A 25,633-nucleotide genomic window follows, 5' to 3' on the forward strand; every position below is an offset into this window, starting at 1 on the left:
GACGAGATGCCGGGACGGGGCTGCCATTGACGCCCGCGCCGGGCGGGGACCATCAGGCGTCCCGGGAGAGCGTGTTTCCCATCGATCCGACGCATGCGACCGGCGGGGCCGCTGCGCCGATCGTCATATTCCAGGGGGCGGTCAGGCCATGAAGACGATCGTGATCACCGGTGCCGGGGTCGGCCTGGGGCGGGCGCTCGCGCGGCGCTTCGCATCCGAAGGCGAACAGGTCGTCCTGCTCGGACGGACCGCCGCCAAGGTCGAGGCGGTGGCGGCCGAGATCGGCGACGCGGCGATGGCGATCGGCTGCGACGTCGCCGCGCCGGACTCGGTCCGCGCCGCCTTCGCGGCGATCGCCGCGCGCCACCCGGCGATCGACGTGCTGATCAACAATGCCGCGGTCTATGAGCCCTTCCTCGTCGAGGAGGCGACCGACGAGCAGATCGCGTCGGGCCTCGGCACCAACCTTGCCGGGCCGATATATTGCGCGCGCGCGGCGGTCCCGCTGATGCGGCGCGGCGGGCATATCATCAACGTCAGCAGCGAGGGCGTCGAACTGCCGTTCCCGCACATGACGGTCTATCAGGCGGCCAAGGCCGGGCTCGAGCGCTTCTCGACCGGCCTCTATCGCGAGCTCGACCCGGCGGGGATCCGGGTGTCGTTCGTGCGGGCCGGGGCGATGATGGAGGAAGGCAAGGCCTGGAATGTCGAGCCGGCGATCGCCCGCCGGTTCATGGAGGCGTCGGTCGCCGCCGGGCTCAACCCGCGCGAACGGCCGATCAGCCAGTTCGCGTCTGTCACCCATGTCTTCCGCGCGCTGATCGACATGCCGCCCGATGTCCATGCGCTGGGCGTCTCGCTGTTCGGGCGGTCGCCCGACTAGCCCGGCGTCCTGCCCTCTCTTCTCCGTTCGTGTCGAGCGTAGTCGAGACATGTTCCACCACCGCGAGGTGTCTCGACGACGCTCGACACGAACGGGTTGGTATTTAAGCCCCCCAGGCCTTCACGCGGGTAACTTCCCGCGGTGGCGATGGATGCGCGGCATGAAAGGATGGCGCGGCCGTCGCGATCCGCATATGTTCCCGGCAGGAATGGATCATGGCCAATCCGCAACGGCGGACGGCCGGCTGGCTGGTGAATGCGATGTGGGCAGACATAACCGATAGCCTTGGCGGCGGTCACGTCCCACGGGCCGACCGGGCCGCCCATATCGCCACCCAATCGCACTTCGCCTCCTCGCATGTCTCGGCAAGCCTGATCACCCAGGACCAGCAGGGCGCGACCGCCGGCCAGTGGTATTCGGACAAGGTCTTCCTGTTCAACCTGAGCCTGACCGGCCGGCCAGCCAGCGCGCAGGGCCGGTTCGAGGCGATGGACGGCTATCGTCCGGTCGGCGAACTGTTCTTCGTGCCCGCGCGCCAGCGCTACCTCGCGCGGGGCGGCCCGGGGCGCCAGCGGACGATGTTCGTCGAGATGCAGGCCGACGAGCGGTTCGGCGAGGATCTCGACATCGGCATGGATGCGCCGATCCTGCGGACCTGCCTGAACCTGCGCTTCGATCGCCTGCGCGACCTGCTGCTGCGGATGGCGCAGGAGGTCAGCGAACCGGGTTTCGCCGCCGAACTGCTGATCGAGGGGCTCGGCGTGACCCTGCTGGCCGAGACGTTGCGCGTCCTTCGCCAGGTCGAGGCGGGCAGCGCCTCCAAGGGCGGGCTCTCGCCGTGGCGGCTTCGCGCGATCGAGGCGCGCATCCGCGATGGTGCCAATGTGCCCACGCTGGCGGAACTCGCCGAACTGTGCGGGCTCAGCCGGCGCCAGCTGATGCGGGCGTTCCGCGAGGAAACGGGGCGGACCGTGGGCAATTTCGTCCAGGAACAGATGCTCGAGCGCGCCAAGGGGCTGCTGCACGGCTCCGACATGCCGATCGCCGAGGTCGCCACCCGCGCCGGCTTCAGCTCGGGCCCGTCCTTTTCGACCGCCTTCCGCCGCGCGATCGGCGAAAGCCCGCGGGCGTTCCGCACCTCGCGCCAGCATTGACGCCGATCTTCGCGCCACGGCCATAAGTTCGCTTATGTGCCAAATGTCGCGTGGAGGTCGTACCGCCGCGGCGCGCGAGGCCACCGACGGCCATAAAAATGCGGGAGAATCCGGGCGTTCGGCCTGCCGGTCGTTCGAGGTCGGAATCCGCCCCCGGCCTTGCGTGCGGGGCCTGCGCGCGCCATCGCTGATACCATAGCAGACAGGCATCGGGAGCGGATCATGCGGATCGAAGACAATATCGCGGCGGTCGTCACCGGAGGCGCATCGGGGCTCGGCAAGGCCAGCGCGATCGCGCTCGCGGCGGCGGGCATCAAGGTCGCGATCTTCGACTGGCACGAGGAGAATGGCCGCAAGGCCGCCGACGAGATCGGCGGCGTCTTCTGCAAGGTCGACGTGACCAGCGAGGAGAGCGTCCTCGCCGGCTTCGAACAGGCGCGGGCCGCGAACGGGCAGGAGCGGATCCTCGTCCACTGCGCCCAGGTCACCCGCGGCGCCAAGACCGTGTTCCGCAACCGCGAGACCGGCCAGTTCGACCGGATGACGTCGGAGGATTTCGCGTTCACCGCGCACGGCATCCTGATCTCGAGCTACCGGGTCGCCTCGATCGCCGCGCTCGGCATGGCGAGCCTCGATCCGCTCGAGGATGGCGAGCGCGGGGTGCTGACGCTGACCTCGAGCGCCGCCGCCCAGGACGGCCAGGTCGGGCAGGTGTCCTACGGCTCGATGAAGGCGGGCGTGAACGGCATGGTGCTGCCGATGGCGCGCGACCTGATGGACCTCGGCATCCGCGTCAATGCGATCATGCCCGGCATCTTCGCGACCCCGCCGATGCTCGGCGTCCCGCCAAAGATCCTCGAATCGCTCGCCGCCTCGGTGCCGTTCCCCAAGCGGCTCGGCAAGCCCGAGGAATTCGCCTCGCTGGTGATGGAACTGGTCCGCAACAGCTATTTCAACGGCCAGACCCTGCGCATCGACGGCGCGATCCGGATGGCGCCGCGCTGAGCTGAACTGAGCGGCGCCCGATCCGGCCGCGGGCGACCCTGTCCGCGCTCGACATCAGCGTGGGCGTCCATCGGCATCGGGCCGCGTCGGCCTGGTGCGGGCGTCGCGCAATGTCGTGCCCGCCGCCGCCATCCGGTTGCCGGGCTTGGGCAGGGCGATGCGCTGCGACAGATAGATGCCGCTATGGCCCGAGCAGGCATAAGCGGTGAAGCAGGCGACCGCGATCGGCACCGCATGCTGGCCGCCGAACAGCTCGATCCCCATCAGCGTGCAGGCGAACGGGGTGTTCGCCGCCCCGGCGAAGACGGCGACGAAGCCCAGCCCGGCGAACAGGTCGACCGGCGCGCCGAGCAGGCCGGCGAGCGCGTTGCCGAGCGCTGCGCCGATGAAGAACAGCGGGGTGACCTCGCCGCCCTTGAAGCCGGCGCCGAGGGTGACGACGGTGAAGAGCATCTTGAGCGCCCAGCTGGCATGGTCGATCGGCGGGGCGAAGAAGCCGGCGATGGTCGGGTCGGCCGGATCGGGGCTCTCGACGCCGAGCCCGAGATAGGCGCGGGTGCCGCACAGCCCGACAAGGGCGATGATCGCGATCCCGCCGGTCATCGCGCGCAGCGGCGGATTGGGGACCAGCCGCCGCCAGCCGCCGCCCAGCCTGTGGCTGGCCTCGGCGAACGCGAGCGCGGCGAGGCCGAAGCCGATGCCGGCCAGTGCCGCCTGGCCGACGATCAGCGGCTCGATCGCGAGCGCGGCGGGCGGTCCCGGCAGCGGGGCGATATGATAGCCGATATGGCGGATGCCCCACGCCCGGCAGGTCCAGTCGCCGACCAGCGCCGCGGCGAGGCAGGGGAGCAGCCCCCGATATTCGATGCGGCCGATCGCCAGCACCTCGAGCGCGAAGACGGCGCCGGCGAGCGGGGTGCCGAACACCGCGCCGAAACCGGCGGCGATGCCGGCCATCAGCACGATCCGCAGCCCCGCCGCATCGAGGCGGAACAGCGTCGCGGTCGCGCTGGCGAGGCTGCCGCCCAGTTGCACCGCGGTGCCCTCGCGGCCCGCCGATCCGCCGAGCAGATGGGTGACCACCGTCCCCAGGAAGATCAGCGGCGCCATGCGCAGCGGCACGCCGCCGCCGGGTTCGTGGATCTGGTCGACGATCAGGTTGTTGCCGGCTTCGACCGATCGGCCGGTGGCCTGGTAGAGCAGCGCGATCACCGCACCGCCGACCGGCAGCAGGAACAACAGCCAGGGATGGTCGAAGCGCGCCCGGGTCGCCGCGTCGAGGCTCCACAGGAACGCCGCGCATAGGGTGCCGACCGCCGCCGCCATCGGCGTGACGATCAGCATCCAGCGGATCACCGCCGCGGCATGATCACGCCGGGTGCGGACGAAGCCTGCGATATCGAGGCGGGTGACGAGACTGCGAAGAACGGCGCGCATGATTCCTCCTTGCTGCCATGACGGCGACAGGTAGGAATCATCAGCCCCGCAAAGGGGCGGTTCGGCCCGAAGGCCCGGCGGAAATCCATCGCCGCGGCCCCGATGCCGCGAAAGCGCGGGCTTGTCAAAGATTCGCCCGATCCACCGCAGGCTGAGCATCGGATCATGGCGCGTTGAGCATCGGTCATGACGCGCCGGACGGCGGGTGCCGTTATACCGGTTCCGCCTGAGATGACCGAGGAGCCGTTGCATGACCGACCCCCGTCCGATCGTCGCGCTGGCGGCGATCGTCATGATCGCCGGTACGGCCATGGCCCAGCCGGCCGTTCCCACGCCCGACGGTGTCGTGCCGGCGCATTCGCGGCCGGCGGTGCCGGGGCCGGCGTCGAACTTCACCGGCCGGGTCAGCGTGCGTCCGATGGTCGATGCGGGGCAGATGGGCAGCGCGAGCATCGGCGAGGTCCGGTTCGAACCCGGCGCGCGCAGCAATTGGCATAGCCATCCGGCAGGGCAGGCGCTGTACGTCGTCGATGGTTGCGGCTGGACCCAGCGCGAAGGCGGGCCAGTCGTGCGCATCTGTCGGGGCGATACCGCCTTCGTGCCCGCGGGTGTCCGGCACTGGCATGGTGCGACCCGGACGACCGCGATGACCCATGTCGCGATCACCGAAAACCGGGACGGGCGCAATGTCGACTGGATGGAGCCGGTCGCCGACGCCCAATATCGCGGCGAGTGACCGCATCGGCGCATCCGCCCGGACGATTGCCATCGGCGGCCTTGCCGCGCCATACCCGCCCGATGAAACCGGGCCGGTCCGACCTTGCCGATCTTCCCTATTTCCTCGCGATCGCGAAGCATCGCAGCTTCCGTCGCGCGGGGCTGGAACTCGGCATCAGCGCATCGGCGCTCAGCCATGCGCTCAAGGGGCTCGAAACCCGGCTCGGCGTCCGCCTGCTCAACCGGACCAACCGCAGCGTCACCCTCACCGCGGCGGGCGAGGCGCTGCAGGCGACGATCGGCACGCCGTTCGACGTGATCGGCGAGGCGTTCGAGCAGCTCAACCGCTTCCGCGACGCCCCGGCCGGCCGCATCCGGCTCAACGTGCCGAGCGACGCGGCGAGCCTGTTGCTCGGGCCGGTGCTGCCGGCCTTCGTCGACCGCTATCCCGACGTCGAGATCGACATCTCGGTCAGCAACCGCATGGTCGACATCGTCGATGGCGGCTTCGACGCCGGCATCCGCTATGGCGGCACCGTACCCGAGGACATGGTCGCGCAGCGTCTGTCGGCCGACATCGCCTGGGTGGTCGCGGGATCGCCCGATTATCTCGACCGTTTCGGCGTGCCGCGGCATCCCGACGATCTGCGCGGGCATCGCGGGCTGCGCTTCCGGCTGGGCGACGAGCGCGTCTATCGCTGGGAGTTCGAGCGCGACGGCGAGGACTTGCTGGTCGACGTGCCGGGTTCGCTCACCCTCGACGACAGCCGGATCATCCTGAGCCTGCTGGTCGGTGGGGCGGGGTTGATGTACGCGCCCGAACCGTTGCTGGCGCCGCTGCTCGCCGCCGGCACCGTGCGGCGGGTGCTCGACGACTGGACCTCGCCGGGGCCGGGTTTTCACATCTATTATTCGAGCCGGCGGCAGGTGCCGGCGGGCCTGCGGCTGCTGATCGACCTGATCCGCGAGATGCGGCCGCTCGGTCTGTGAAACCGGCGGCGGCCATGCCCGTCGGTCCGCACATCGACGATGAGCATCCTGCATCGCTCCATGGAGCGACTGACGGCTAATCCCGGGAGCCCAACCGGCCTATCTACGGGCTGTTCGAGGCCGCCGACGCCCTCCGTCAGGGCAGCGCCCGTCCAGCGAAAAGGATAGCCATGATGAATCCCATGTTCGATTTCCGCGGGCAGGTCGCGCTGGTGACCGGGGCCGGCAAGGGGATGGGGCTGGCGACCGCGCGCGCCTTCGCCGCCAGCGGTGCGGCGGTCGTCCTGGCCGATATCGATGGTGCGCTCGCCGAAGCCGAGGCGGCGCGGATCGTCGCCGAAGGTGGCCGGGCGATCGGCATTGCCTGCGACGTCGCCGACGAGACGCAGGTCGCCGCGATGGTCGATCGTGCGGTCGGCGAATATGGCCGGCTCGACATGGCGTTCAACAATGCCGAGATCCAGGTGCCGCCGTCCGACGCCGCCGACGAACCGATCGCGCAGTTCGAGCGGGTGACCGCGATCAACCAGCGCGGGGTCTGGGCGTGCATGAAGCATGAGCTGCGGGTGATGCGCGACCGGGGCTCGGGCGCGATCGTCAACTGCTCGTCGCTCGGCGGGCTGGTCGGCCTGCCCGGGCGCGCCGCCTATCATGGCACCAAACATGCCGTGCTCGGGATGACCAAGAGCGCCGGTGTCGAATATGCCCCGCGCGGCATCCGCATCAACGCGGTATGTCCGGGCACGATCGACACGCCGATGGTGCGCGACATGCTCGACGGCCAGGCCGACGCGATGGCCGGGATATTGGAACAGCAGCCGATCGGACGGCTCGGCGAGGCCGATGAGGTCGCCGCCGCGGTGCTCTGGCTGTGCAGCCCCGGCGCCAGCTTCGTCGTCGGCGTCGGCCTGCCCGTGGACGGCGGCTTCACCGCCCATTGACGGCGATGGAACCGCTGAGCCGCCGCACCGCTCTCACCCTGACCATGGCCGCGGCGCTGCCCTGGCCCGTCCTTGCCGGAGAAGATCCCATGTCCACTGAACCGACCAATGCCCGCAAATCCTTCGGCGACATCGCGCCGCACCTCGCCGAGATCACCGACAAGGTGCTGTTCGGCGATGTCTGGGAAAATCCGATGCTGTCGCCGCGCGACCGCAGCCTGGTGACGATCACCAGCCTGATCTCGCTCTACCGGATCAACGAACTGCCGTTCCACCTCAAGAAGGCGCTCGAAAACGGCGTCAGCCGCGACGAGATCGTCGAGACGATCACCCAGCTCGCTTTCTATGCCGGCTGGCCGCCGGCGATGACCGCGCTGCCGATCGCGAAGAAGGTCTTCGAAGAGGCGGGAGTCTGACCGGTGAACGGGCGATCGATGCGGTTCGCGCTGGCGGCGTTCGCCGCGCTGTCGGGAGGAGGTGGGGCGATGGCCGATGATGCCGGCAAGCCGCTGGTCAGGATCGCCGAGCTCGAGATCGATCCGGCGCAGCTCGACCGCTATCGGGCGCTGCTGTCCGCGGAGATCGCCGCATCGGTGGCGCGCGAGTCCGGGGTGCTGATGCTCAATGCGGTCGCGGTGAAGGGGCAGCCGACCCAGATCCGGATCATGGAGGTCTATGCCGACCAGGCCGCTTATGAGGCGCATCTGCGGTCGCCGCATTTCCTCGCCTACAAGAACGGCACCGCCACGATGGTCCGGTCGCTGACCCTGATCGAGACCGAGCCGATCATGCTGCGCGCCAAGGCCGGCGCGTTGCCCGCGGGCCCGGCGCCGATCAGATGAAGATTTCCCAGGAGACCAGATCATGAAGCTCATTCGCGCCGGATCGCAGCCCTCGCAAAAGGGCCCCGCCGATTATTTCACCGGCACCGTCCGTATCGACCCGTTATACGCGCCGCCGGCGCCCGCGCGCGTGTCCTGCGCGGCGGTGACCTTCGAGCCCGGCGCGCGATCGGCCTGGCACACGCATCCGCTCGGCCAGACGCTGATCGTGACCGCCGGCTGCGGCTGGACGCAATGCGAGGGCGAGCCGATCGTCGAGATCCGCGCCGGCGACGTGATCTGGTGCCCGCCCGGCCACCGGCACTGGCACGGCGCCACCGCGACCACCGCGATGACCCATATCGCCGTGCAGGAAGCGCTCGACGGCGTGAACGTCGTCTGGATGGAGAAGGTCAGCGACGCCGACTATCTCGCGGGCGTGGGTTAACCCTCGATCCGTTCGTGTCGAGCGCAGTCGAGACACGTTGCGCTGGTGGCACGTGTCTCGACTGCGCTCGACACGAACGGGGGATGAGTTGCGATTTCCGGCCGTTGATGTTCGAACAGGCACGCGTTTAGCCGGGCAGCTTGTTAGCCTCTCCGCCATCGTCGACCGGCGATCGCCCCGCCAGCCACATGGCGAGATTGCGGACATAGCGCCGGATCGAGCGCTGGGCGTCGGGGTTCCGGGCGATGCCGTCGCCCGGCGCCTCGCTGACGAAGCTGGGGCAGCCGTTCGACGGATCCCAATTATAGTCGGCGAAATGGTGGAAGGTCGATTGCGCCACCGCCGGGCCGCCCTGGGCGCCGGGCTCGAAGGCGACCGCGATGTTGAAGCGCCGGCCGCTCGCCTGGCTGGTGCCGGTCGCGATCACCCGCGCCGAGCCATCGCCCGCCGGGGCGCCGACCGCGCCCTCATGGGGATGCGATGGAAGATGGTGGATCAGCCCGTCGGGGCTGTCCGGATCGTGCAGCACCGGGTGGGGCGGGCTGGCGACCGCGATCCGCTGATAGTCGCCGTTCGCCCCCGAATGATAATTGGGCCAGGAGATCGCCGTCGTCACCCGGTCGTCGGCGATGTGGCGCGTCGGGTCGGGATCGGGATGTTTGCTGTGGAAATAATGCGCGTCGCCGACCCCGCCGAGCGTGCACAGCGAACTGCCCAGGTCCATATGGTCGCGCGTCACCAGCAGCCCGCGCCCCATCCGCCGGAAGCGGCCGATCGCGGCGCAGTCTTCGGGCGCCAGCCCGTCGCCGACATCGACCGCAAACAGCCAGAGCTGGTCATAGTCGGACCGGTCGATCGTCGACAGCACCGGATCGGGGGCGCCCGGCGCGGTGCGGTCGCGCGCGGTCACCGCGCACAGCGGGGCGCCATCGGCATCGACGAGCCCCGCCAGATGGTCGCGCAGCATCGAGAAGCGCCCGATATGCCAGTCGTCCTCGACCGGCGGGATCGTGGTCTGCAGCAGGATCTTGATCGGCGAACCCATGATATTGTCCCATCGCGCATCGTTGGTCCCGGCCGGCACCGGAACAAGGCGGTCATCTTCGCGACCGGGCGGCGGTCGCGCCATCTGAACCTTGGTATGGTCGGGCGAAACCTATGGACGGGTCACAGAAAGGCGTCGAGCGCCGCGAGCAGCGCCGCGGGCGCCTCCTCCTGCGGGCTGTGGCCGCAGTCGATCGCATGGCCGCGGACGTCGTCGGCCTTGTCGCACCAGCAGGCGAGCACATCGTAAAGCGCGCCGACCGTGCCGCGGCCGCCCCACAGCGCCAGCAGCGGCGCCGCGATCCGGGCGTCGCCATCGGCGGCGTCATGGTCGAGGTCGATCCCGGCGGCGGCGCGATAATCCTCGCAGATCGCGTGACGGGTCGCCGGATCGCGGTAGCAGCGGCGATATTCGGCGAGCACCCGCTCGTCGACCGATCCGGCTACCTTGATCTGCCCGGCGATATGCTTGTCGAGGAAGAAGTCGGGATCGGCGCCGATCATCCGTTCGGGCAGGTCGAACGGCTGGATCAGGAAGAACCACCAGAAATAGCGGGTCGCGAAGTCCTTGTCGGTGCGCGCGTACATCGTCGCGGTCGGGGCGATGTCGAGCAGCGCGAGCCGGGTCACCGCGTCGGGATGGTCGAGCGCGAGCCGGTGCGCGACCCGGGCGCCGCGGTCATGGCCGATGATCGCGAACCGGTCGAAGCCGAAATGGCGCATCACCGCGACCTGGTCCGCCGCCATCGCCCGCTTAGAATAGGCTTCGTGATCGGCGCCGCCCGCCGGCTTGGCGCTGTCGCCATAGCCGCGCAGATCGGTGGCGACGACGGTGAAGCGCCGGGCCAGCACCGGCGCCACCTTGTGCCAGGTCAGATGGGTCTGGGGATGGCCGTGGAGCAGCAGCAGCGGCGGCCCGCTGCCGCCGATCGCCGCGCGGATGCGGACGCCGCCGGCGTCGACGTCGCGCCAGCGGAAGCCCGGCATCAGGTCGGGATAGCCGGCGACCGCGCTCACCCGTCGCTCTCTTCCGCCAGCCAGGGATGTTCGGCCAGATAGAGCCGCTCGAAGGCGCGGATGCGATCGGCCTGCGCCAGCGTCTCGCCGATCCGGTCGAGCCCGAGCATCATCGCCCGCCGGACCGCGGGATCGACCGCGAAGTCCACCACCCTGTCTGCCGCATTTATGCGCTGGGCCTCCAGATCGATCGTCATGATCCCCGTATCGTCGGTCAGCGACTCCGCCAGCGACGCGACGATATCGGCGTCGAGCGCGATCAGGAGCAAGCCGTTATTCGCGCAATTGTCGGCGAAGATGCCGGCGAAGCTGGTGCCGATGATCGCGGTGATGCCATATTGGAGCAGCCCCCAGACCGCATGTTCGCGCGACGATCCGCAGCCGAAATTGGGTCCGACGATCAGGAAGCGGCTGTCCGCCATGTCCGGGCGGTTGAGCAGGAAATCGGGGCGCGGCCGGCCCTGCGCGTCGAACCGCAGGTCGTGGAACAGGCCAAGAGCGAGGCCCTGCCGGTCGATCCCCTTGAGGAACGCCTTGGGCATGATCATGTCGGTGTCGACATTGGCGGCCGGCATCGACGCGACCCGGCCGGTCGATCGGATGAAGCGCTCCATCACAGCGCCTCGAGGTCGGGCAGCGACCGCACGTCGGTCAGCCGGCCGGTCACCGCGGCGGCGGCGACCATCGCCGGGCTCATCAGATGGGTGCGGCCGCCGCTGCCCTGGCGCCCTTCGAAATTGCGGTTGGTGCTCGATGCGCAGCGCTCGCCGGGCGCCAGCACATCGTCGTTCATCGCCAGGCACATCGAACAGCCCGACTGGCGCCATTCGAACCCCGCGGCGATGAAGATGCGGTCGATCCCCTCGGCCTCGGCCTCGCGCCGCACCGTGCTGCTGCCCGGCGACACCAGCGCGCGCACCCCCGGCGCCACCCGCCGCCCGCGCAGCACCCGCGCCGCGTCGCGCAGGTCGGTGATCCGGGCATTGGTGCACGATCCGATGAAGGCGCGGTCGATCGGCACCGCGTCGAGCCGCATGTGCGGCGCCAGCCCCATATAGGCGATCGCGCGGGCGACGTCGGGACGGCGATCGGGGGGCAGCGTCGCGGGGTCGGGCACATGGCCGTCGATCGCGACGGCCTGGTCGGGGCTGGTGCCCCAGCTCACCATCGGCGGAATCTCGCCGGCGCGCAGCGTCAGTTCCCTGTCGAAGCGCGCATCGGCATCGCTGAACAGACCCGCCCATGTCGCGCGCGCCTGCGCCATCGCCGCCGGCGAGGGCGTCCGCGGGCGCCCCGAAATATAGGCGATCACCTTGTCGTCGGGCGCCATCAGCGCGACCCGCGCGCCGCACTCGACCGCCATGTTGCAGATCGTCATCCGGGCCTCGACCCCCATCGCCGCGATCGCCTCGCCGGCGAATTCGAGCGCATGGCCGGCCGCGCCGTCGGCGCCGATCCGCCGGATCAGCGCCATCACCACATCCTTGGCGGTCACCCCAATGCCGAGCTGGCCGTCGACCGTCACCCGCATCGTCTTCAGCCGACGATAGACGAGCGTCTGGGTGGCGAGGAGATGCTCGATATCCGAGGTGCCGATGCCGAAGCCGACCGTCCCGAACGCGCCATAGGTGGTGGTGTGGCTGTCGCCCGCGGCGATCACCAGCCCCGGCAGCACCCAGCCGAGATCGGGCAGCACGACATGCTCGATGCCCTGGCGCGGATGGAGCACGTCATAGATCTCGATCCCGAAATCGCGGCCATTCTCGGACAGATAGGCGATCTGGCGGCGCGCCCCCGGATCGGCGCTGCCGCCGCCGCGCCCCGGCGCGGTCGAGTTGACATGGTCGACGACGCCCAGCGCCGCCTGCGGACGCCAGGCCGCGCGCCCGGCCTCGCGCAGCCCGCTGAACGCCTGCGGGCTGGTATATTCGTTGAGGACGGTGCGATCGACATAGAGCAGCAGCGTCTCGCCGGGGCCGCGCACATCGTTGAGGGATGTCACCCTGTGCCGATCGACGATCTTGTCGTACAAGGTCCGTGCGGACGTCATGCTCTTCGCTCTCCTGCTTCTCGGAGCGCGGACTTACCGTGGGGCTTGCGGGCAGGGCCAATGCCGGGTTCCTATCAAATCATGCGGAATGCGGGGGACCGATGGACACAGTCTGGCTCGAAGATTTCATCAAGCTGGCCGAGGAGGCGAATTTCTCGCGCGCGGCCGAAGCGCGCAACATGAGCCAGCCCGCGTTCAGCCGCCGGATCCGCGCGCTCGAGGAATGGGTCGGCGCGACCCTGGTCGACCGCGACACCCACCGCATCGCGCTGACCGAAGCCGGCATGGCCTTCCGGGTGGTCGCCGAGGAGATATTGCGCCGGCTGCTGCTCGGCCGCGACCAGGTGCGCGAGATCGGCGGATCGCTGGTCAGCGAACTGCGCTTCGCCTCGACCCATGCGCTGTCGACGACCTTCTTCCCGCCCTGGCTGCGCGGGCTCGAGGATGGGCGCGACATGGGCACGATCACCCTGATCGCCGACCATATGGCCGCCTGCGAGCGGCTGATGCTCGAGGGCAAGGCCGATTTCCTGCTGTGCCACCATCATCCGGCGGCGTCGCACCGGCTCGATCCCGCGGGCTTCGTCTCGCTGCCGCTCGGCGACGACCTGCTGTTGCCGGTCTCGGCGGTCGCCCCCGACGGCGCGCCGATCCACCGCCTGCCCGGCGCCGAGGGGCAGCCGGTGCCCTATCTCGAGCTCGAGGAGAAATCGGGGATGGGCCGGATCCTGCTCGCGGCGAAGGTCGCCGCCAATGGCATCGCCGCGCTCCGGCCGGTGTTCCGATCGCATATGGCGAGCGTGCTGCTGACGATGGCGCGCGACGGCCGCGGGGTGAGTTGGGCACCGCTCAGCCTCGCCGAGGAGGATCTGAAGAGCGGCCGCCTCGCCCCGGCGGGCGACGAGCAATGGAACGTCCCGATCGAGATCCGCATCTTCCGCCCCCGCGCGCGCCGCAGCCAGCGGGTCGAGGCCTTCTGGTCGATGCTGAAGGCGCGTGCGGCGGGGGAGGCTGAGGTGGTGTAGCGCCGCGGTCACCCAACTTCGTCATTCCGGGCTTGACCCGGAATCTCTTTGCCTTTGGCGAGCGGAAGAAGAAGTGAGATCCCGGATCAAGTCCGGGATGACGATGGGTTGGCGGCCATGGGAAGGCGCCCGGATCACGATGGCCTCGCCCAACGCTCCCCCCAACACCCCCACGAATATATCTATGCCGAATGGGCATTGGGATCGCATTTCGCGATTTCCTACCAATTCCCCATCCTGACGAGCGGTCCACCGAACCGGTGAGACGGCCGCAGGGCGACGGGGGTGAAGACAATGATCAAGGGGTCGACCGCGCGGATCGGACGCAAGACGGGGTTTCGGGTTTCGGCATCGCTCGTGCCGATCATCATGCTGATCGGGGCAAGCCCGGCGCTGGCGCAGGGGACGGCCGCTCCGGCCGCGGACGACAAGTCCGACGCCGACATCGTCGTGACCGGATCGCGCATCGCCCGCCCGGCCGCCGATCTGCCCACCCCGGTCGGGCTGGTCACCGCCGAGACGCTCGAAAACAACAACACCCAGTTCGACATCGGCCGCGCGCTCGCGCAGCAGCCGGCGATCGGCTTTTCGGGCAGCATGCAGCAGAACCAGCAGAGCGGCGCCGCCGGCACCCGCGGCGAGACCGCCGGCGGCCTGGCGGTCGTCGACCTGCGCAGCCTGGGATCGAACCGGACGCTGGTGCTGGTCAACGGCAAGCGCCGGGTCGCGGGCAGCACCGACAGCGCCGCGGTCGACCTCAATTCGATCAACCCCAACCTGATCGAGCGGGTCGAGATCATCACCGGCGGCGCCTCGGCGATCTATGGTTCGGACGCGGTGTCGGGCGTCGTCAACATCATCACCAAGGACAGCTATCAGGGCCTGAAGCTGTCGGCGAGCGGATCGCAGCCGATCGAAAGCTCCGAAGGCCGCACCTATGGCGGCAGCCTGCTCGCGGGCAGGAATTTCGGCGAGGACCGCGGCAACGTCACTTTGTCGGCCGACTATACCAAGATCAAAATGATCACCCCGCGCCATGCCGACATGCACAACAATATCGTCGTCAACAATCCGGCCAACACCGGCACCGCCGACGGCATTCCCGACCAGCTGATCGTCCCGAACGGCGAATCCTACCGCTTCGCCGGGTTCGGATCGGTCGGCGCGCGCGGCGACACGAGGACGCTCGGCGCGTTCGTGTTCAACGAGGACGGCACCGCGCGCGCGGCGCCCACCGCACTGTTCACCGACGGCAATCTGTTCGGCATCTACGCCAATTGCGGCGCGACCTGCTTCCGTTACGACGACACCATCTCGATCGTCCCCGACATCACCCGCTACAATCTCAGCGCCAACGCCCATTATGAGTTCAGCAGCGCGGCGCGGGCCTATCTCAACGTCGATTACAACAACACGTCGAGCTTCGGGCTCGGCCAGCCGGTCCAGCAGTCGGCGATCGCGATCAACATCGCCCAGAACGCCTATCTCGATCCGGCCTTCCGCCAGCGGCTGCTCGCCGCCGGCGCGACCACGCTGCAGCTCGATCGCTCCTTCTACGATGTCGGTCTGCGCACCAGCAAGGTCGACCGCCACAGCACCACCGCGACCGGCGGGCTGAAGGGCAAGCTCGAAAATGCGGTGTCGGACCTGAGCTACGACGTCTACGGCACCTATGGCCGCACCGAGGCGAAGTTCACCGGCTATAACCGGCTGATCACCGCCAATTACCGCGCCGCCTTCGACGCGGTCGTCGATCCGGCGACCGGCCAGGTCAAATGCCGGATGGACGTGCCCGCGCTGCAGCCGGCCGGCTATGTCCGCCCGGCGATCGTCGGTTCGGGCGGCTGCGTGCCGTTCAACCCGTTCGGATCGGCGCAGAGTTCGGAGGCCGCGCGCGCCTTCGTCCGCGCGACGACGGTCTCCAGCGCCTTCATCGAACAGATCACCTCGGGGGTCTCGATCTCGGGGGATTCGAGCAAGTTCCTGACCCTGCCCGGCGGCGGCGCGATCGGCATCGCGATCGGCGGCGAATATCGCAAGGAAAGCAACGGCCGCACCAACGATCCGCTGATCAAGGCCGGGCTGACCACCCAGGCCTCGTCGCAGGATTATCGCGGCGGCTATCATGTCTCCGAACTGTTCGGCGAACTCAGCATCCCGCTGCTCACCGATCTGCCCTTCGCCAAGCTGCTGTCGATCGACGGGGCGGTGCGCCGCGCCGATTACAGCCATGCCGGCAACGTCACCTCGTGGAAGAGCGGGGCGATGTGGGAGCCGTTCGACGGGCTGCGCCTGCGCGGCACGCTCAGCCATGCGATCCGTGCGCCGAACATCTTCGAGGCGTTCCGCCCGACCGAGGGCCAGACCACCAACATCACCGACCCCTGCGCGCAGGCCCAGCTCGCGCTCAACCCCAACCGCGCCGCCAATTGCGCGGCGCTGGGGCGGCCGGCCGGGTTTACCCCGATCAACGGCGGCCTCGGCGTGCCGTTCACCGTGTCGGGCAATCAGAATCTGAAACCCGAAGTGTCGAACAGCTGGACCGCCGGCGTCATCGTCGAGCCGCGCTTCCTGCCCGGGCTGCAGATCACCGCCGACTGGTTCAACATCCGGATCAAGGATGCGATCAGCTTCCTGAGCGGCCAGGACATCGCCAACAACTGCGTCGATCGTGCGGGCGGCCCCGACCAGGCGCTATGTTCGCTGATCACTCGCGACGCCACCACCGGCGCCAACCGCTTCGCGATCATCGGCGGCACCAGCACCTATGTGAACACCTCGAAGCTCGAGACCGCGGGTCTCGACACCCAGGTCTATTATGCGAGCACGCTCGGCGCCGGCCGGATCAGCGCCAACCTGTCGCTGACCTGGCTCCACCGCTACCGCTCCTATACCTTCCAGGCGCGGCCCGACCTCTACAAGGTCCTCGACGGCTTTCTCGGCTATCCGAAATATAAGGGCACGCTGGCGCTGAACTATGCGATCGACGGCATCAAGCTCGGCTGGCAGGGCCGCTATCAGTCGAGCCAGAGCCTGACCGACATATCTCCGGGCATCAGCCGCGAGCTGCTGTCGCCCGACAAGACCGGTTCGCGCTTCTATAACGATCTGTCGGCGTCGTACCGCTTCACCGTCAACCGGTCGCAGGAGGTGACGATGTCGCTGGGGGTGACCAACGTCCTCAACGTCCACCTGCCGACGATGACCTCGGTCCAGGCGATCTCGGCCACCGGCGGCGGCTTCGACCAGTTCGGCCCGGTGGTGCGCGCCGGCATCGATGTGAGCTTCTGATCCGTGCAACGAACCACATCCTCCGGCGCGCCCGGGACGAGCCTGCGCGCGTCGCATCTGGCCGGGCTGGTGGCGGGCAACACCCTCGAATTCTACGATTTCACCATCTTCCTGTTCTTCGCGCCGCAGATCGGCGCCAGCTTGTTCGCGCAGGGCGGCGGCCGATCGGATGGGCTGCTGATGGCGCTCGCCGCCTTCGCGGTCGGCTTTCTCGGGCGGCCGCTCGGGGCGGGGGTCATCGGCCGCTATGGCGACAAGGTCGGCCGCAAGCCGGCGATGCTGCTCAGCTTCTCGCTGATGGGCGGCGCGCTGCTCGTCATCGGGCTGACCCCGCCGGCCTCGGTGCTCGGCATCTGGAGCGCGATCATCGTCGTGTTCGCCCGGCTGGTGCAGGGCTTCGCGCTCGGCGGCGAGGTCGGGCCGACCACCGCGCTGCTGATCGAGGCGGCGCCGCCGCATCGCCGCGGCACCTACGGCGCCTGGCAGATCGCGAGCCAGGGGATCGCGGTGCTCGCCGCCGGGCTGGTCGGGCTGGCGATCTCGGCTTGCCTGCCCGCTGACGCGGTGACGTCCTGGGGCTGGCGCATCGCCGTGCTGCTCGGCGCGCTGCTGCTGCCGGTCGGCTTCTATCTGCGGCGGATCATCCCCGAGACGCTCCACAGCCCGTCCGCGCCAGGGGCGCCGGCCGCCGAGCTGCCGTTCAGGCGGGTGGTGATCGCCGGGCTGGTGCTGATCCTGTCGGGCACCGTCACCAACTATACGCTGGCCTATTTCAACACCTACACCGTCAAGACGCTCAGGCTCGACACCTCGACCGCCTTCGTCACCACCGCGATCACCGGCTGCTGCCTGTTCCTGTTCGGGCTGGTCGGCGGCTGGGCGTCGGACCGGGTCGGCCGGCGGCCGATGATCGTCTGGCCGCGCATCGCGCTGCTGCTGCTGATCTATCCGATATTCGTCCGGATCACCCTGCAGCCGACCCTGGCGAGTCTTGCGATCGGCGTGTTCGTGCTGACGACGCTCTATGCGCTGAGCACCGCGCCGGCCAATGTCGCGCTCGCCGAGGGCTTCCGCCGCGACCAGCGCAGCCTCGGCTATGCACTCACCTACACCTTCGCGGTGTCGATTTTCGGCGGCGGCGCGCAGTTCCTGATCGCCTGGATGATCAAGTGGACCGGCGATCCGCTGGTGCCCGCATGGTGGTTCATGGTAGCCACGCTGGCGGGGGTCGTGTCGGGGCTCGCCATGCCGATGGCGGCCCGGCGTCGCGCCGCCGCGCAGCTTATGGAGGCGGCGGCATGACGATCGATCTTTCGGCGATGGCGCCCGAACTGGCCGAATGGCGCCGGCATCTCCACCAGCATCCCGAACTCGGCTTCCACGAACATGGCACCGCCGATTTCATCCTCGGCAAGCTGCGCGCCTTCGGGGTCGACGAGATCGCGACCGGGATCGGCGGCACCGGCATCGTCGCGACGCTGCGCGCGGGCACGTCGGACCGCGCGATCGGCATCCGCGCCGATATCGACGCGCTGCCGATGACCGAACTGCACGTCTCGGATCATATCTCGGCCAACCCCGGAGTCATGCATGCCTGCGGCCATGACGGCCACACCGTGATGCTGCTCGGCGCCGCCCAATATCTCGCCGCGACCCGGCGCTTCGACGGCGCGGTCCACCTGATCTTCCAGCCGGCCGAAGAAGCGCTGGGCTATGCCGGCGACAATGGCGATCCCGCCGGCGGCGCCAGCGCGATGATCCGCGACGGCCTGTTCGAACGTTTCCCGATGCAGGCGATCTTCGGGGTCCATAACCGCCCGGGGCTGGCCGCGGGCAAGATCGCCGGGCGGGCAGGGGCCTTCTACGCGGCCGCCGACAAGTTCGAGATCGTCGTCACCGGCAAGGGCGGCCATGCCGCGCGCCCGCATCTCGCGGTCGATCCGGTGCTGGTCGCGTCGCATATCGTGATCGCGCTGCAGAGCGTGGTGTCGCGCGCGGTCGATCCGCTCGACAGCGCGGTGCTGTCGATCTGCAAGGTCGAGGCCGGCACCGCCTTCAACATCATCGCCGACACCGCGACCCTGTCGGGCACGGTGCGGACGCTGTCGCGCGCGACCCAGGATCTGGTCGAGGCGCAGATCGCCCGGACCGCCGCCGGCGTCGCCGCCGGTTTCGGCGCGCAGGCCGAACTGGTCTATGATCGCGGCTATCCGTCGCTCCACAATGATCCGGCGATGTTCGCGCGGGTTCGCGCGGTCGCGGTCGGGCTCGTCGGCGAGGCGGGCTTCGTCGACATGGACGAACCGACGATGGGCGGTGAGGATTTCGCCCGCTATCTCGACGCGGTCCCCGGCTGCTTCCTGCTGATCGGCAATGGCGATACGGGCCCCGGTGCGGTGATGCTGCACAATGCGCATTACAGCTTCAACGACGCTGTCGCGCCGGTCGGCGCGGCCTTGTGGGCGACGCTCGCCGAGCATTTCCTGGCGCCGGCGGCATGATCCGCGACCGGACCGGACGGCACGGCATATCCATTCGATCGGGGGGCAGCATGCGAACGACGCGTTTCTTCATCAGGGCGGGGGCCGCGACCGCTTTGCTCGCGGTCCTGGCCACCGCCGGCCAAGCCGAGAAGGTCACCCTCTATCGCGACGCGATGGGCCTGCCACACGTGTTCGGCGACAGCTCGGCGGCGGTGATGTTCGGCGCGGGCTATGCGCTCGCCCAGGACCGGCTCGCGGCGATGGAGCTGCAGCGCCGCGCCGCCACCGGCCGGCGCGCCGAACTGCTCGGCACATCGGCGGTCGACACCGACGCGACCGCGCGCGACCGCCAGCTGCCCGATGCCGAGCTGATGCGCATGTACCGCGCGATCCCGCCCGAGCATCAGGCGATGATGCAGGCCTATGTCGACGGCATCAACCGCGCGGTGGCCGAGGCGAATGCCGATCCGCAGCACAAGATCCCGCTCGAATTCATCCGCTGGGGGATCAGGCCGACGCCATGGTCGGTGATCGACTATCTCGGCTATGTCGCGTCGGTGCCGGTCGGCCGCGAGAGCTATGAGATCCAGAATCTCCAGTTCCTCAACGCGATGGTCAAGCGCTATGGCGAGACGGTCGGCCGCCGGATCTTCGACGATGTCGTGCCGCTGTCCGACCCCGATTCTCCGACGGTGATCCCGGCCGGCGAGGATCTCGCCCCGGCCCGGCCGATGCCGGTCCCGACCCATTTTTCGCTCCACGCCGGCGGCGTCGACCTGACGGGGGCGGCGGGCGTGAACACCCGCCCCGCCGAGCTGCCCAAGGAGGCGAGCCGCTGCCTGGTGATCGGCCCGAAGAAGTCGGCGAGCGGCCGGGTGCTGATGATGCAGGCGACCGCCGACGGCCCCGAGATCCACCTCCATGGCGGCGGATTCGACGAGACCGGGTTCAACTTCAACGCTTATGGCCCGCCGGCGATGGGCCGCGGCGTCCAGCATGGCTGGCTGCTGACCTCGGGGGTCGCCCAGGTCAATTCGATCTTCGCCGAACGGCTGAACCCGAAGAACCGCTATCAATATTGGTTCAAGGGCGCCTGGAAGGACATGGAACACCGCGCCGAAACCATCCTGGTCAAGGGCGCCGATCCGGTGGTGCATCAGGTCGCGCGGACCGTCCACGGCCCGATCGTCGACTGGGACGTCGCGGGCGGCGTCGCCTACGCCCACAGCTTCGGCATGCGCGGCAAGGAGATCGACAATTGGGTCGGTATCGTCGAGATGGGCCGCGCGAAGAGCATCGCCGATTTCGAGACCAGGGGCGTCGACCGGATGGGCTGGAATCTCGGGGTCTGCTATGGCGGCGAGGACGGCCAGATCGCCTTCTGGGAGGCCGGCAACCTGCCGATCCTCGCCCCCGGGGTCGATCCGCGGCTGCCGATCCCCGGCACCGGCGAATATGAATGGCGCGGTTTCCTGAAGCCCGCCGAGCATCCGCACATGCGCAACCCGAAGCAGGGCTATTTCCACGCCTGGAACAGCAAGGCGACCGGCTGGAGCGCCGAGGGCAACGACGCCCGGATCGGCGCCGCCTTCCGCACCTGGGCGGGCAACCAGCTCGCCGCGTCGAATGACGCGATCACCCTGCTCGACATGCGCGGCTTCAACCAGAAGATCTTCAACGCGATGGGCGCGCGCGACCGCACCCAGACGACGCCGGCCTTCTTCGCGCCCTATATCGGCGCGGCGATCGCCGCCAGCGACGACCCGGAAGTGAAGCAGGCCGGCGCGCTGATGCTGGCCTATGACGGCCTTTATGCCGATCATGACGGCGATGGCCGCTACGACGATGCCGGGCTGACCCTGTTCCGCCGCTGGCTGACGGTGGCGCCCGCTATCGTCTTCGGCGACAGCATCGGCGACTGGTGGAGCAAGGTCGACGAGGGCCGCTACCTCAAATATCAGACCAGCCTGCTGCTGCGCGCCTTCCAGGGCGACAAGGCCGGCGCGCCGCTGCGCTTCGACTATTTCAAGGGGCGCGACCGCAACGCCGTGCTCGCCGAGACGATCAAGGCGACCGTCAAGCAGCTGAAGCCCGACTATCCGGGCAAGGCGATGGCCGACTGGAAGATGCCGGTGTTCTGGAAATATTATGACCCGGCCGCGAAGACCGCCGACCGGCCGCCGCTGCCCGGCGGCGGCGACCCCGCGCGGCTGTCGGCGGTGCTCAAGATCGGCCCGGTGATGGCGCCGCACAATGGCGGCGAGGGCTGGGTCGGGCTGATGGAGCTCGGCCGCGATCATCCGGCGCTCTATTCGGTGATCGACGCCGGCGGGCAGAGCCAGTTCATCGATCCGCAGGGCCAGGGCAACCCGCACCTGACCGACCAGACGATGATGCACGAGACCAACGAGCTCAAGAAGACGGTGATGGCGCCCGACGAGGTGCGCGCGACCGCGGAATCCACGCAGGTGATCGACTATGCGCCCGGACGCCGTTAACGGGGGGAGACGGCCGGATATGCGCTTGCCAGGGCATGATGCGGCCGCCATCAGACGCGCTTCCTCGCAGGATTTGATCGATGACCGACAGTTTCACCTTCGCGATCGCTGACCACCCTTCGCCGCTGGACGCCGCCGCGCGCGCCGCCGCGCTCGAGGATCCCGGTTTCGGCCGGATCTTCACCGATCATATGGTGACGATCCGCTGGACCGCCGATCGCGGCTGGCATGATGCCGAGGTCGGGCCGCGCAAGCCCTTCTCGCTCGATCCGGCCTGCGCGGTGCTCCATTATGCCCAGGAGATCTTCGAGGGGCTCAAGGCCTATCGCGCGCCCGACGGCACGCCCTTGCTGTTCCGTCCGGTCGAAAATGCGCGGCGCTTCGCGCGCTCGGCCGAACGGCTGGCGATGCCCGAACTGCCCGAGGAGCTGTTCGTGAGCGCGGTCGAGGCGCTGGTCCGGGTCGACCAGGCCTGGATCCCCGACGGCGAGCGCAGCCTCTATCTGCGCCCGTTCATGTTCGCCAGCGAGGCGTTCCTCGGGGTGCGGCCGTCGGCCGAATATATATTCTGCGTGATCGCCTGCCCGGTCGGCCCCTACTTCAAGGGACGCGGCGCGCCGGTGAAGGTCTGGGTCACCGACGAGCTCGCCCGCGCTGCCGAGGGCGGCACCGGCGCCGCCAAATGCGGCGGCAACTATGCCGCCAGCCTGCTCGCGCAGGCCGAGGCGACCCGCAACGGCTGCGACCAGGTCGTCTTCCTCGACGCCGCCGGCCACCGCCGGGTCGAGGAACTCGGCGGCATGAACATCTTCTTCGTCATGGACGACGGCACGGTGATCACCCCGCCGCTGGGCGGCACCATCCTGCCCGGCATCACCCGCGCCTCGATCATCGCGCTCGCCGCCGACGCGGGGATCGCGGTCGAGGAACGTGCCTATGACTTCGACCAGTGGATCGCCGATGCGGCCAGCGGCCGCCTGCGCGAGGTGTTCGCCTGCGGCACCGCCGCGGTGATCGTCGCGATCGGCGAAGTCCGCAGCGCCGCCGGCGCCTTCGCGATCGCCGACGGCGGCGAAGGATCGCTGACCCAGAGCCTGCGCGCGCAGCTCACCGGCATCCAGCGCGGCGAGCGCGAGGATCCGCATGGCTGGCAGCACCGGGTCGTCTGACGGCTGGAACAGGATCGAACACGCTCCGCACCGCCTTCGACCCCCGCGCCGCGTCCGCATAGCGTCGCCGAGGACGGCTATGCGCTCGCGCTCGGCTGCGGCCTGATCGCGGTCGGATTGCTGCTGCTGCGCCAGGCCGGCCTGGTGACCGGCGGCATGGCGGGGATCGCGCTGCTGCTGTCCTATCTGATCCCGGTTCCGCCGACCCTGCTGTTCTTCGCGATCAACCTGCCCTTCTTCGTCGCCGGATGGCGGGCGATGGGGTCGCGGTTCGGGGTGAAGTCGCTGCTGGCGAGCGTCGCGATCATGGCGATGGGGCTGGTCCTGCCGCTGCTGATCGAGGTCGCCCGGGTGAACCCGATCTTCGCGGCGCTGTTCGGCGGATCGGCGATCGGCCTGGGCACGCTGGCGATCGCCCGCCACGGCGCGGGCGTCGGCGGGCTGGGGATGGTCGCGCTGATGCTGCAACGGTCGCGCGGCTGGAGCGCCGGGCGCACCCAGATGATCGGCGACATCGTCATTCTGCTCGCCTCGGCGCCGATATTGGGGTTCGGCCGCTTCGGCCTGTCGGTGCTGTCGGCGATCGCGATCAACGCGGTGCTGATCGTCAACCACCGCCCCGGGCGCTACATGGCGCATTGAAGCCTGAGATCCTCCCCAAAACTGCGCTTCAGGGAGGATCTGCCGGGTTCAGCCCGACCCCTATTCTCCCGCGCGCTCCTTCACCCGCTCGGCCGCGCGCATCACCCGCAGCATGTTCCCGCCCGCCAGCTTGGCGATATCGGCATCGCTCCAGCCGCGGCGCATCAGTTCGGCGAGCAGTGCCGGATAGGTCGCGACATCCTCGAGCCCGGCCGGCAGCATGTCGCCGACCCCGTCATAATCGGATCCGAGCCCGACATGATCGACCCCGGCGATGCGGGCGATATGCTCGATATGGTCGGCGACCTCGGCCAGCGCGACCTTCGGCACCGGATGCGCGGCGAGCCAGGCGGCATAGTCGCGATCGGCCTGTTTGGGATCGCCGATGTCGAGCCCGTCATAGGGCGGCGAATTGAGCCGGCTCTTCTCGGCGCGCGAATCCGCCGACCAGCGGCGATAGGCGTCGGAGATATAGGGCGAGGCATAGTTGACCATGACGACGCCGCCATTGGCGCGCAGCAGCTGCAGCACCGCGTCGGACACGTTGCGCGGGTGCGGGTCGATCGCCCGCGCGCTCGAATGCGAGAAGATCACCGGCGCCTTCGACACCGCCAGCGCGTCGCGCATCGTCGCCTCGCTGACATGGCTCAGGTCGACCAGCATGCCGAGCCGGTTGAGTTCGGCCACCACCTGCCGGCCGAAGTCGGTGAGCCCGTCATGTTTCGGATTGTCGGTCGCCGAGTCTGCCCATTCGATCGTGCGGGTGTGGGTCAGCGTCAGATAGCCGGCGCCCAGCGCGGCATAGCTGCGCAGCACCGACAGATTGCCGTCGATCTGGCCGCCGCCCTCGACCCCGATCAGGCAGGCGATCCGGCCCGAGGCTCTGGCGCGCAGCACATCGTCGGCGGTGCGCGCCATCGCGAAGGCCTGCGGATATCGGCCGCAGATCGATTTCACCAGGTCGATCTGCTCGAGCGTCTGTTCGACCTGCTCCTTGCCGGACAGCTCGGGGGAGACCCACACCGACCAGAACTGCGCGCCGACCATCCCCGTGCGCAGCCGCGCGATGTCGGTGTTGTAGCGGGCCGGACGGTGCGACAGATCGGTGAGATCGATCGTCCAGCGCGCGTCGCCCTCATTTTCGCGCAGCGCCTCGGGCCAGTCATTATGCCCGTCGATCAGCGGCGTCGTCCGCAGGATGCGCGCGACCCGGGCGGCATGGTCGGGCGCCGGGCCCTCCGCGTGCGCTGCGAACGATAAGGCCGCGCAGGCCAGCAGCGCCGCAGCCCTCATTTGCGCTTCGCCGTGCGGCGCCCGCGCACCGGCCCGTCGTCATTGGCGCCGGCCTGGCGCTGCTCTTCGTGCATCGTCAGCAGCGACTGCATCAGTTCCTCTTCGGCGCTCGACATCACCGCCAGCACCAGTGCCTCGTCGCAGCCTTCGGCGGCGAGATAGGCATGGCCCATGCTCGAATCGATATAGAGCGCCTGACCCGGCCCGAGCGTGACCGCGTCGTAGAATTCGGTCTGCACGACGATGCTGCCGCTCAGCACGTAGAGGAATTCCTCGCCGCTATGGTGGACGAGTTCGCCGAACTGCTCGGCCGATCGTGCGCGGATCTTGGTGATCACCGGCACCATCCGTTTGCGGCGCAGCTCGGTGCACAGATAATAATAGTCGTAATTGGGGGTCTCGACCCGCACCGAACTGGCGAGGTCGCCCAGGCTGCGGCGCGCGGTCACCGGCTGCGCCGGCTCGTCGCTGTCCTCGGCGAACAGCTCGGACATGCGCAGGCCGAGCCGCTGCCCGAGCGACTGGAGCTTGTCATAGGTCAATGTCAGCCGGTCATGCTCGATCTTCGACAATGTCGACACCGGAATGCCGCTCTTCGCGCTCATCTCCTTGAGCGTCCAGTTCTCGCGCGCACGCAGCCCCTTCAGCAGGGCGCCCAAAGTCGGAGGAGATGAAGACACGACGCAATTTTCCTGACCGTTGACAATTTTCTGATCAGGATCATC

The 25,633-nt window shown here is 69.0% G+C and carries 23 protein-coding genes and 1 riboswitch; of the genes, 16 read left to right on the forward strand and 7 right to left on the reverse strand.

The window, feature by feature from the left end:
* Nucleotides 1-148 precede the first annotated feature (148 nt).
* From AC1RM6_RS11950 to AC1RM6_RS11960, 3 genes are all read left to right on the forward strand, one after another.
* Nucleotides 149-883 (forward strand): SDR family oxidoreductase, encoded by a 735-nt coding sequence (locus AC1RM6_RS11950; RefSeq protein WP_493101388.1) that lies wholly within the window; start codon nt 149-151, stop codon nt 881-883.
* 215 nt (nt 884-1,098) lie between these two features.
* On the forward strand, nt 1,099-2,037 hold the full coding sequence (locus AC1RM6_RS11955; protein ID WP_493101390.1) for a helix-turn-helix domain-containing protein: 939 nt from the start codon (nt 1,099-1,101) through the stop codon (nt 2,035-2,037).
* Between the two features lie 222 nt (nt 2,038-2,259).
* Entirely contained in the window at nt 2,260-3,042 is a 783-nt protein-coding gene (locus AC1RM6_RS11960) for an SDR family oxidoreductase (RefSeq protein ID WP_493101392.1), read from the forward strand.
* Nucleotides 3,043-3,096: 54 nt separating this feature from the next.
* On the opposite strand, the gene AC1RM6_RS11965 is transcribed toward AC1RM6_RS11960, so the two are convergent.
* Entirely contained in the window at nt 3,097-4,479 is a 1,383-nt protein-coding gene (locus AC1RM6_RS11965; RefSeq protein WP_493101394.1) for a voltage-gated chloride channel family protein, read from the reverse strand.
* A 24-nt stretch (nt 4,480-4,503) separates the two neighbouring features.
* Nucleotides 4,504-4,581: riboswitch (Fluoride riboswitch) on the reverse strand.
* A gap of 148 nt (nt 4,582-4,729) precedes the next feature.
* Between AC1RM6_RS11965 and AC1RM6_RS11970 the strand changes: the two genes are divergently transcribed.
* The 6 genes from AC1RM6_RS11970 (at nt 4,730) to AC1RM6_RS11995 (ending at nt 8,396) form a co-directional block, all read left to right on the forward strand.
* A complete protein-coding gene (locus tag AC1RM6_RS11970) occupies nt 4,730-5,215 on the forward strand; it encodes a (R)-mandelonitrile lyase (protein ID WP_493101396.1) in 486 nt (161 codons plus the stop codon).
* 62 nt (nt 5,216-5,277) lie between these two features.
* Nucleotides 5,278-6,186 (forward strand): LysR family transcriptional regulator, encoded by a 909-nt coding sequence (locus AC1RM6_RS11975; RefSeq protein WP_493101398.1) that lies wholly within the window; start codon nt 5,278-5,280, stop codon nt 6,184-6,186.
* 173 nt (nt 6,187-6,359) lie between these two features.
* Nucleotides 6,360-7,127 carry a glucose 1-dehydrogenase gene (locus AC1RM6_RS11980; RefSeq protein WP_493101400.1) on the forward strand — a complete coding sequence of 256 codons (768 nt, stop codon included), beginning with the start codon at nt 6,360-6,362 and terminating at the stop codon, nt 7,125-7,127.
* Nucleotides 7,128-7,216: 89 nt separating this feature from the next.
* Nucleotides 7,217-7,543: a carboxymuconolactone decarboxylase family protein gene (locus tag AC1RM6_RS11985; RefSeq protein ID WP_493101402.1), complete on the forward strand. Its 327-nt coding sequence runs from the start codon at nt 7,217-7,219 to the stop codon at nt 7,541-7,543.
* 3 nt (nt 7,544-7,546) lie between these two features.
* Nucleotides 7,547-7,969 (forward strand): putative quinol monooxygenase, encoded by a 423-nt coding sequence (locus AC1RM6_RS11990; protein WP_493101404.1) that lies wholly within the window; start codon nt 7,547-7,549, stop codon nt 7,967-7,969.
* A 22-nt stretch (nt 7,970-7,991) separates the two neighbouring features.
* On the forward strand, nt 7,992-8,396 hold the full coding sequence (locus AC1RM6_RS11995; RefSeq protein WP_493101406.1) for a (R)-mandelonitrile lyase: 405 nt from the start codon (nt 7,992-7,994) through the stop codon (nt 8,394-8,396).
* 127 nt (nt 8,397-8,523) lie between these two features.
* Here AC1RM6_RS11995 and AC1RM6_RS12000 read toward each other — a convergent pair whose 3' ends face one another.
* The 4 genes from AC1RM6_RS12000 to leuC form a co-directional block, all read right to left on the reverse strand.
* A complete protein-coding gene (locus AC1RM6_RS12000) occupies nt 8,524-9,441 on the reverse strand; it encodes a hypothetical protein (RefSeq protein ID WP_493101408.1) in 918 nt (305 codons plus the stop codon).
* A 122-nt stretch (nt 9,442-9,563) separates the two neighbouring features.
* On the reverse strand, nt 9,564-10,457 hold the full coding sequence (locus AC1RM6_RS12005) for an alpha/beta fold hydrolase (protein ID WP_493101410.1): 894 nt from the start codon (nt 10,455-10,457) through the stop codon (nt 9,564-9,566).
* On the reverse strand, nt 10,454-11,071 hold the full coding sequence (gene leuD, locus AC1RM6_RS12010; RefSeq protein WP_493101412.1) for a 3-isopropylmalate dehydratase small subunit: 618 nt from the start codon (nt 11,069-11,071) through the stop codon (nt 10,454-10,456). Before leuD ends, AC1RM6_RS12005 begins: the two co-directional genes overlap by 4 nt.
* Nucleotides 11,071-12,507 (reverse strand): 3-isopropylmalate dehydratase large subunit, encoded by a 1,437-nt coding sequence (gene leuC, locus AC1RM6_RS12015; protein WP_493101414.1) that lies wholly within the window; start codon nt 12,505-12,507, stop codon nt 11,071-11,073. The genes leuD and leuC overlap by 1 nt, the downstream gene beginning before the upstream one ends.
* 101 nt (nt 12,508-12,608) lie before the next feature.
* Between leuC and AC1RM6_RS12020 the strand changes: the two genes are divergently transcribed.
* The 7 genes from AC1RM6_RS12020 to AC1RM6_RS12050 all read left to right on the forward strand — a co-directional run bounded on the left by AC1RM6_RS12020 (nt 12,609) and on the right by AC1RM6_RS12050 (nt 23,615).
* Complete coding sequence (locus AC1RM6_RS12020) at nt 12,609-13,532, forward strand: LysR family transcriptional regulator (RefSeq protein ID WP_493101416.1); 924 nt, start codon at nt 12,609-12,611, stop codon at nt 13,530-13,532.
* A gap of 294 nt (nt 13,533-13,826) precedes the next feature.
* Entirely contained in the window at nt 13,827-16,823 is a 2,997-nt protein-coding gene (locus tag AC1RM6_RS12025) for a TonB-dependent receptor plug domain-containing protein (RefSeq protein WP_493101573.1), read from the forward strand.
* 3 nt (nt 16,824-16,826) lie between these two features.
* Nucleotides 16,827-18,125, forward strand: coding sequence for an MFS transporter (locus AC1RM6_RS12030; protein ID WP_493101418.1), 1,299 nt, complete (start codon nt 16,827-16,829; stop codon nt 18,123-18,125).
* The gene (locus tag AC1RM6_RS12035) at nt 18,122-19,324 is read left to right on the forward strand and encodes a M20 aminoacylase family protein (protein WP_493101420.1); all 1,203 of its coding nucleotides are present in this window, start codon (nt 18,122-18,124) and stop codon (nt 19,322-19,324) included. The genes AC1RM6_RS12030 and AC1RM6_RS12035 overlap by 4 nt, the downstream gene beginning before the upstream one ends.
* Nucleotides 19,325-19,374: 50 nt before the next feature.
* Nucleotides 19,375-21,804, forward strand: a complete 2,430-nt coding sequence (locus AC1RM6_RS12040) for a penicillin acylase family protein (protein WP_493101422.1) — start codon at nt 19,375-19,377, stop codon at nt 21,802-21,804.
* Nucleotides 21,805-21,884: 80 nt separating this feature from the next.
* Nucleotides 21,885-22,973 (forward strand): branched-chain amino acid aminotransferase, encoded by a 1,089-nt coding sequence (locus AC1RM6_RS12045; protein ID WP_493101424.1) that lies wholly within the window; start codon nt 21,885-21,887, stop codon nt 22,971-22,973.
* 3 nt (nt 22,974-22,976) lie between these two features.
* Nucleotides 22,977-23,615, forward strand: a complete 639-nt coding sequence (locus AC1RM6_RS12050; RefSeq protein ID WP_493101575.1) for a YitT family protein — start codon at nt 22,977-22,979, stop codon at nt 23,613-23,615.
* A gap of 60 nt (nt 23,616-23,675) precedes the next feature.
* Here AC1RM6_RS12050 and AC1RM6_RS12055 read toward each other — a convergent pair whose 3' ends face one another.
* Nucleotides 23,676-24,908 carry a dipeptidase gene (locus AC1RM6_RS12055; protein WP_493101426.1) on the reverse strand — a complete coding sequence of 411 codons (1,233 nt, stop codon included), beginning with the start codon at nt 24,906-24,908 and terminating at the stop codon, nt 23,676-23,678.
* Nucleotides 24,905-25,588 carry a helix-turn-helix domain-containing protein gene (locus tag AC1RM6_RS12060; RefSeq protein WP_493101428.1) on the reverse strand — a complete coding sequence of 228 codons (684 nt, stop codon included), beginning with the start codon at nt 25,586-25,588 and terminating at the stop codon, nt 24,905-24,907. The genes AC1RM6_RS12055 and AC1RM6_RS12060 overlap by 4 nt, the downstream gene beginning before the upstream one ends.
* Between the last annotated feature and the right edge of the window lie 45 nt (nt 25,589-25,633).

The organism is Rhizorhabdus sp. GW822-FHT03C02 (assembly GCF_058801765.1).

What these genes read in the sequence shown, in the direction of transcription:
- AC1RM6_RS11955 (WP_493101390.1), top strand. Translation starts at nt 1,099, where the DNA reads ATGGCCAATCCGCAACGGCGGACGGCCGGCTGGCTGGTGAATGCGATG.
- AC1RM6_RS11995 (WP_493101406.1), top strand. Translation starts at nt 7,992, where the DNA reads ATGAAGCTCATTCGCGCCGGATCGCAGCCCTCGCAAAAGGGCCCCGCC.
- AC1RM6_RS11985 (WP_493101402.1), top strand. Translation starts at nt 7,217, where the DNA reads ATGTCCACTGAACCGACCAATGCCCGCAAATCCTTCGGCGACATCGCG.
- AC1RM6_RS11960 (WP_493101392.1), top strand. Translation starts at nt 2,260, where the DNA reads ATGCGGATCGAAGACAATATCGCGGCGGTCGTCACCGGAGGCGCATCG.
- AC1RM6_RS12020 (WP_493101416.1), top strand. Translation starts at nt 12,609, where the DNA reads ATGGACACAGTCTGGCTCGAAGATTTCATCAAGCTGGCCGAGGAGGCG.
- AC1RM6_RS12045 (WP_493101424.1), top strand. Translation starts at nt 21,885, where the DNA reads ATGACCGACAGTTTCACCTTCGCGATCGCTGACCACCCTTCGCCGCTG.
- AC1RM6_RS12000 (WP_493101408.1), bottom strand. Translation starts at nt 9,441, where the DNA reads ATGGGTTCGCCGATCAAGATCCTGCTGCAGACCACGATCCCGCCGGTC.
- AC1RM6_RS12035 (WP_493101420.1), top strand. Translation starts at nt 18,122, where the DNA reads ATGACGATCGATCTTTCGGCGATGGCGCCCGAACTGGCCGAATGGCGC.
- AC1RM6_RS12025 (WP_493101573.1), top strand. Translation starts at nt 13,827, where the DNA reads ATGATCAAGGGGTCGACCGCGCGGATCGGACGCAAGACGGGGTTTCGG.
- AC1RM6_RS11980 (WP_493101400.1), top strand. Translation starts at nt 6,360, where the DNA reads ATGAATCCCATGTTCGATTTCCGCGGGCAGGTCGCGCTGGTGACCGGG.
- leuC (WP_493101414.1), bottom strand. Translation starts at nt 12,507, where the DNA reads ATGACGTCCGCACGGACCTTGTACGACAAGATCGTCGATCGGCACAGG.
- AC1RM6_RS12040 (WP_493101422.1), top strand. Translation starts at nt 19,375, where the DNA reads ATGCGAACGACGCGTTTCTTCATCAGGGCGGGGGCCGCGACCGCTTTG.
- AC1RM6_RS11950 (WP_493101388.1), top strand. Translation starts at nt 149, where the DNA reads ATGAAGACGATCGTGATCACCGGTGCCGGGGTCGGCCTGGGGCGGGCG.
- AC1RM6_RS11970 (WP_493101396.1), top strand. Translation starts at nt 4,730, where the DNA reads ATGACCGACCCCCGTCCGATCGTCGCGCTGGCGGCGATCGTCATGATC.
- AC1RM6_RS12055 (WP_493101426.1), bottom strand. Translation starts at nt 24,908, where the DNA reads ATGAGGGCTGCGGCGCTGCTGGCCTGCGCGGCCTTATCGTTCGCAGCG.
- AC1RM6_RS11975 (WP_493101398.1), top strand. Translation starts at nt 5,278, where the DNA reads ATGAAACCGGGCCGGTCCGACCTTGCCGATCTTCCCTATTTCCTCGCG.
- leuD (WP_493101412.1), bottom strand. Translation starts at nt 11,071, where the DNA reads ATGGAGCGCTTCATCCGATCGACCGGCCGGGTCGCGTCGATGCCGGCC.
- AC1RM6_RS11965 (WP_493101394.1), bottom strand. Translation starts at nt 4,479, where the DNA reads ATGCGCGCCGTTCTTCGCAGTCTCGTCACCCGCCTCGATATCGCAGGC.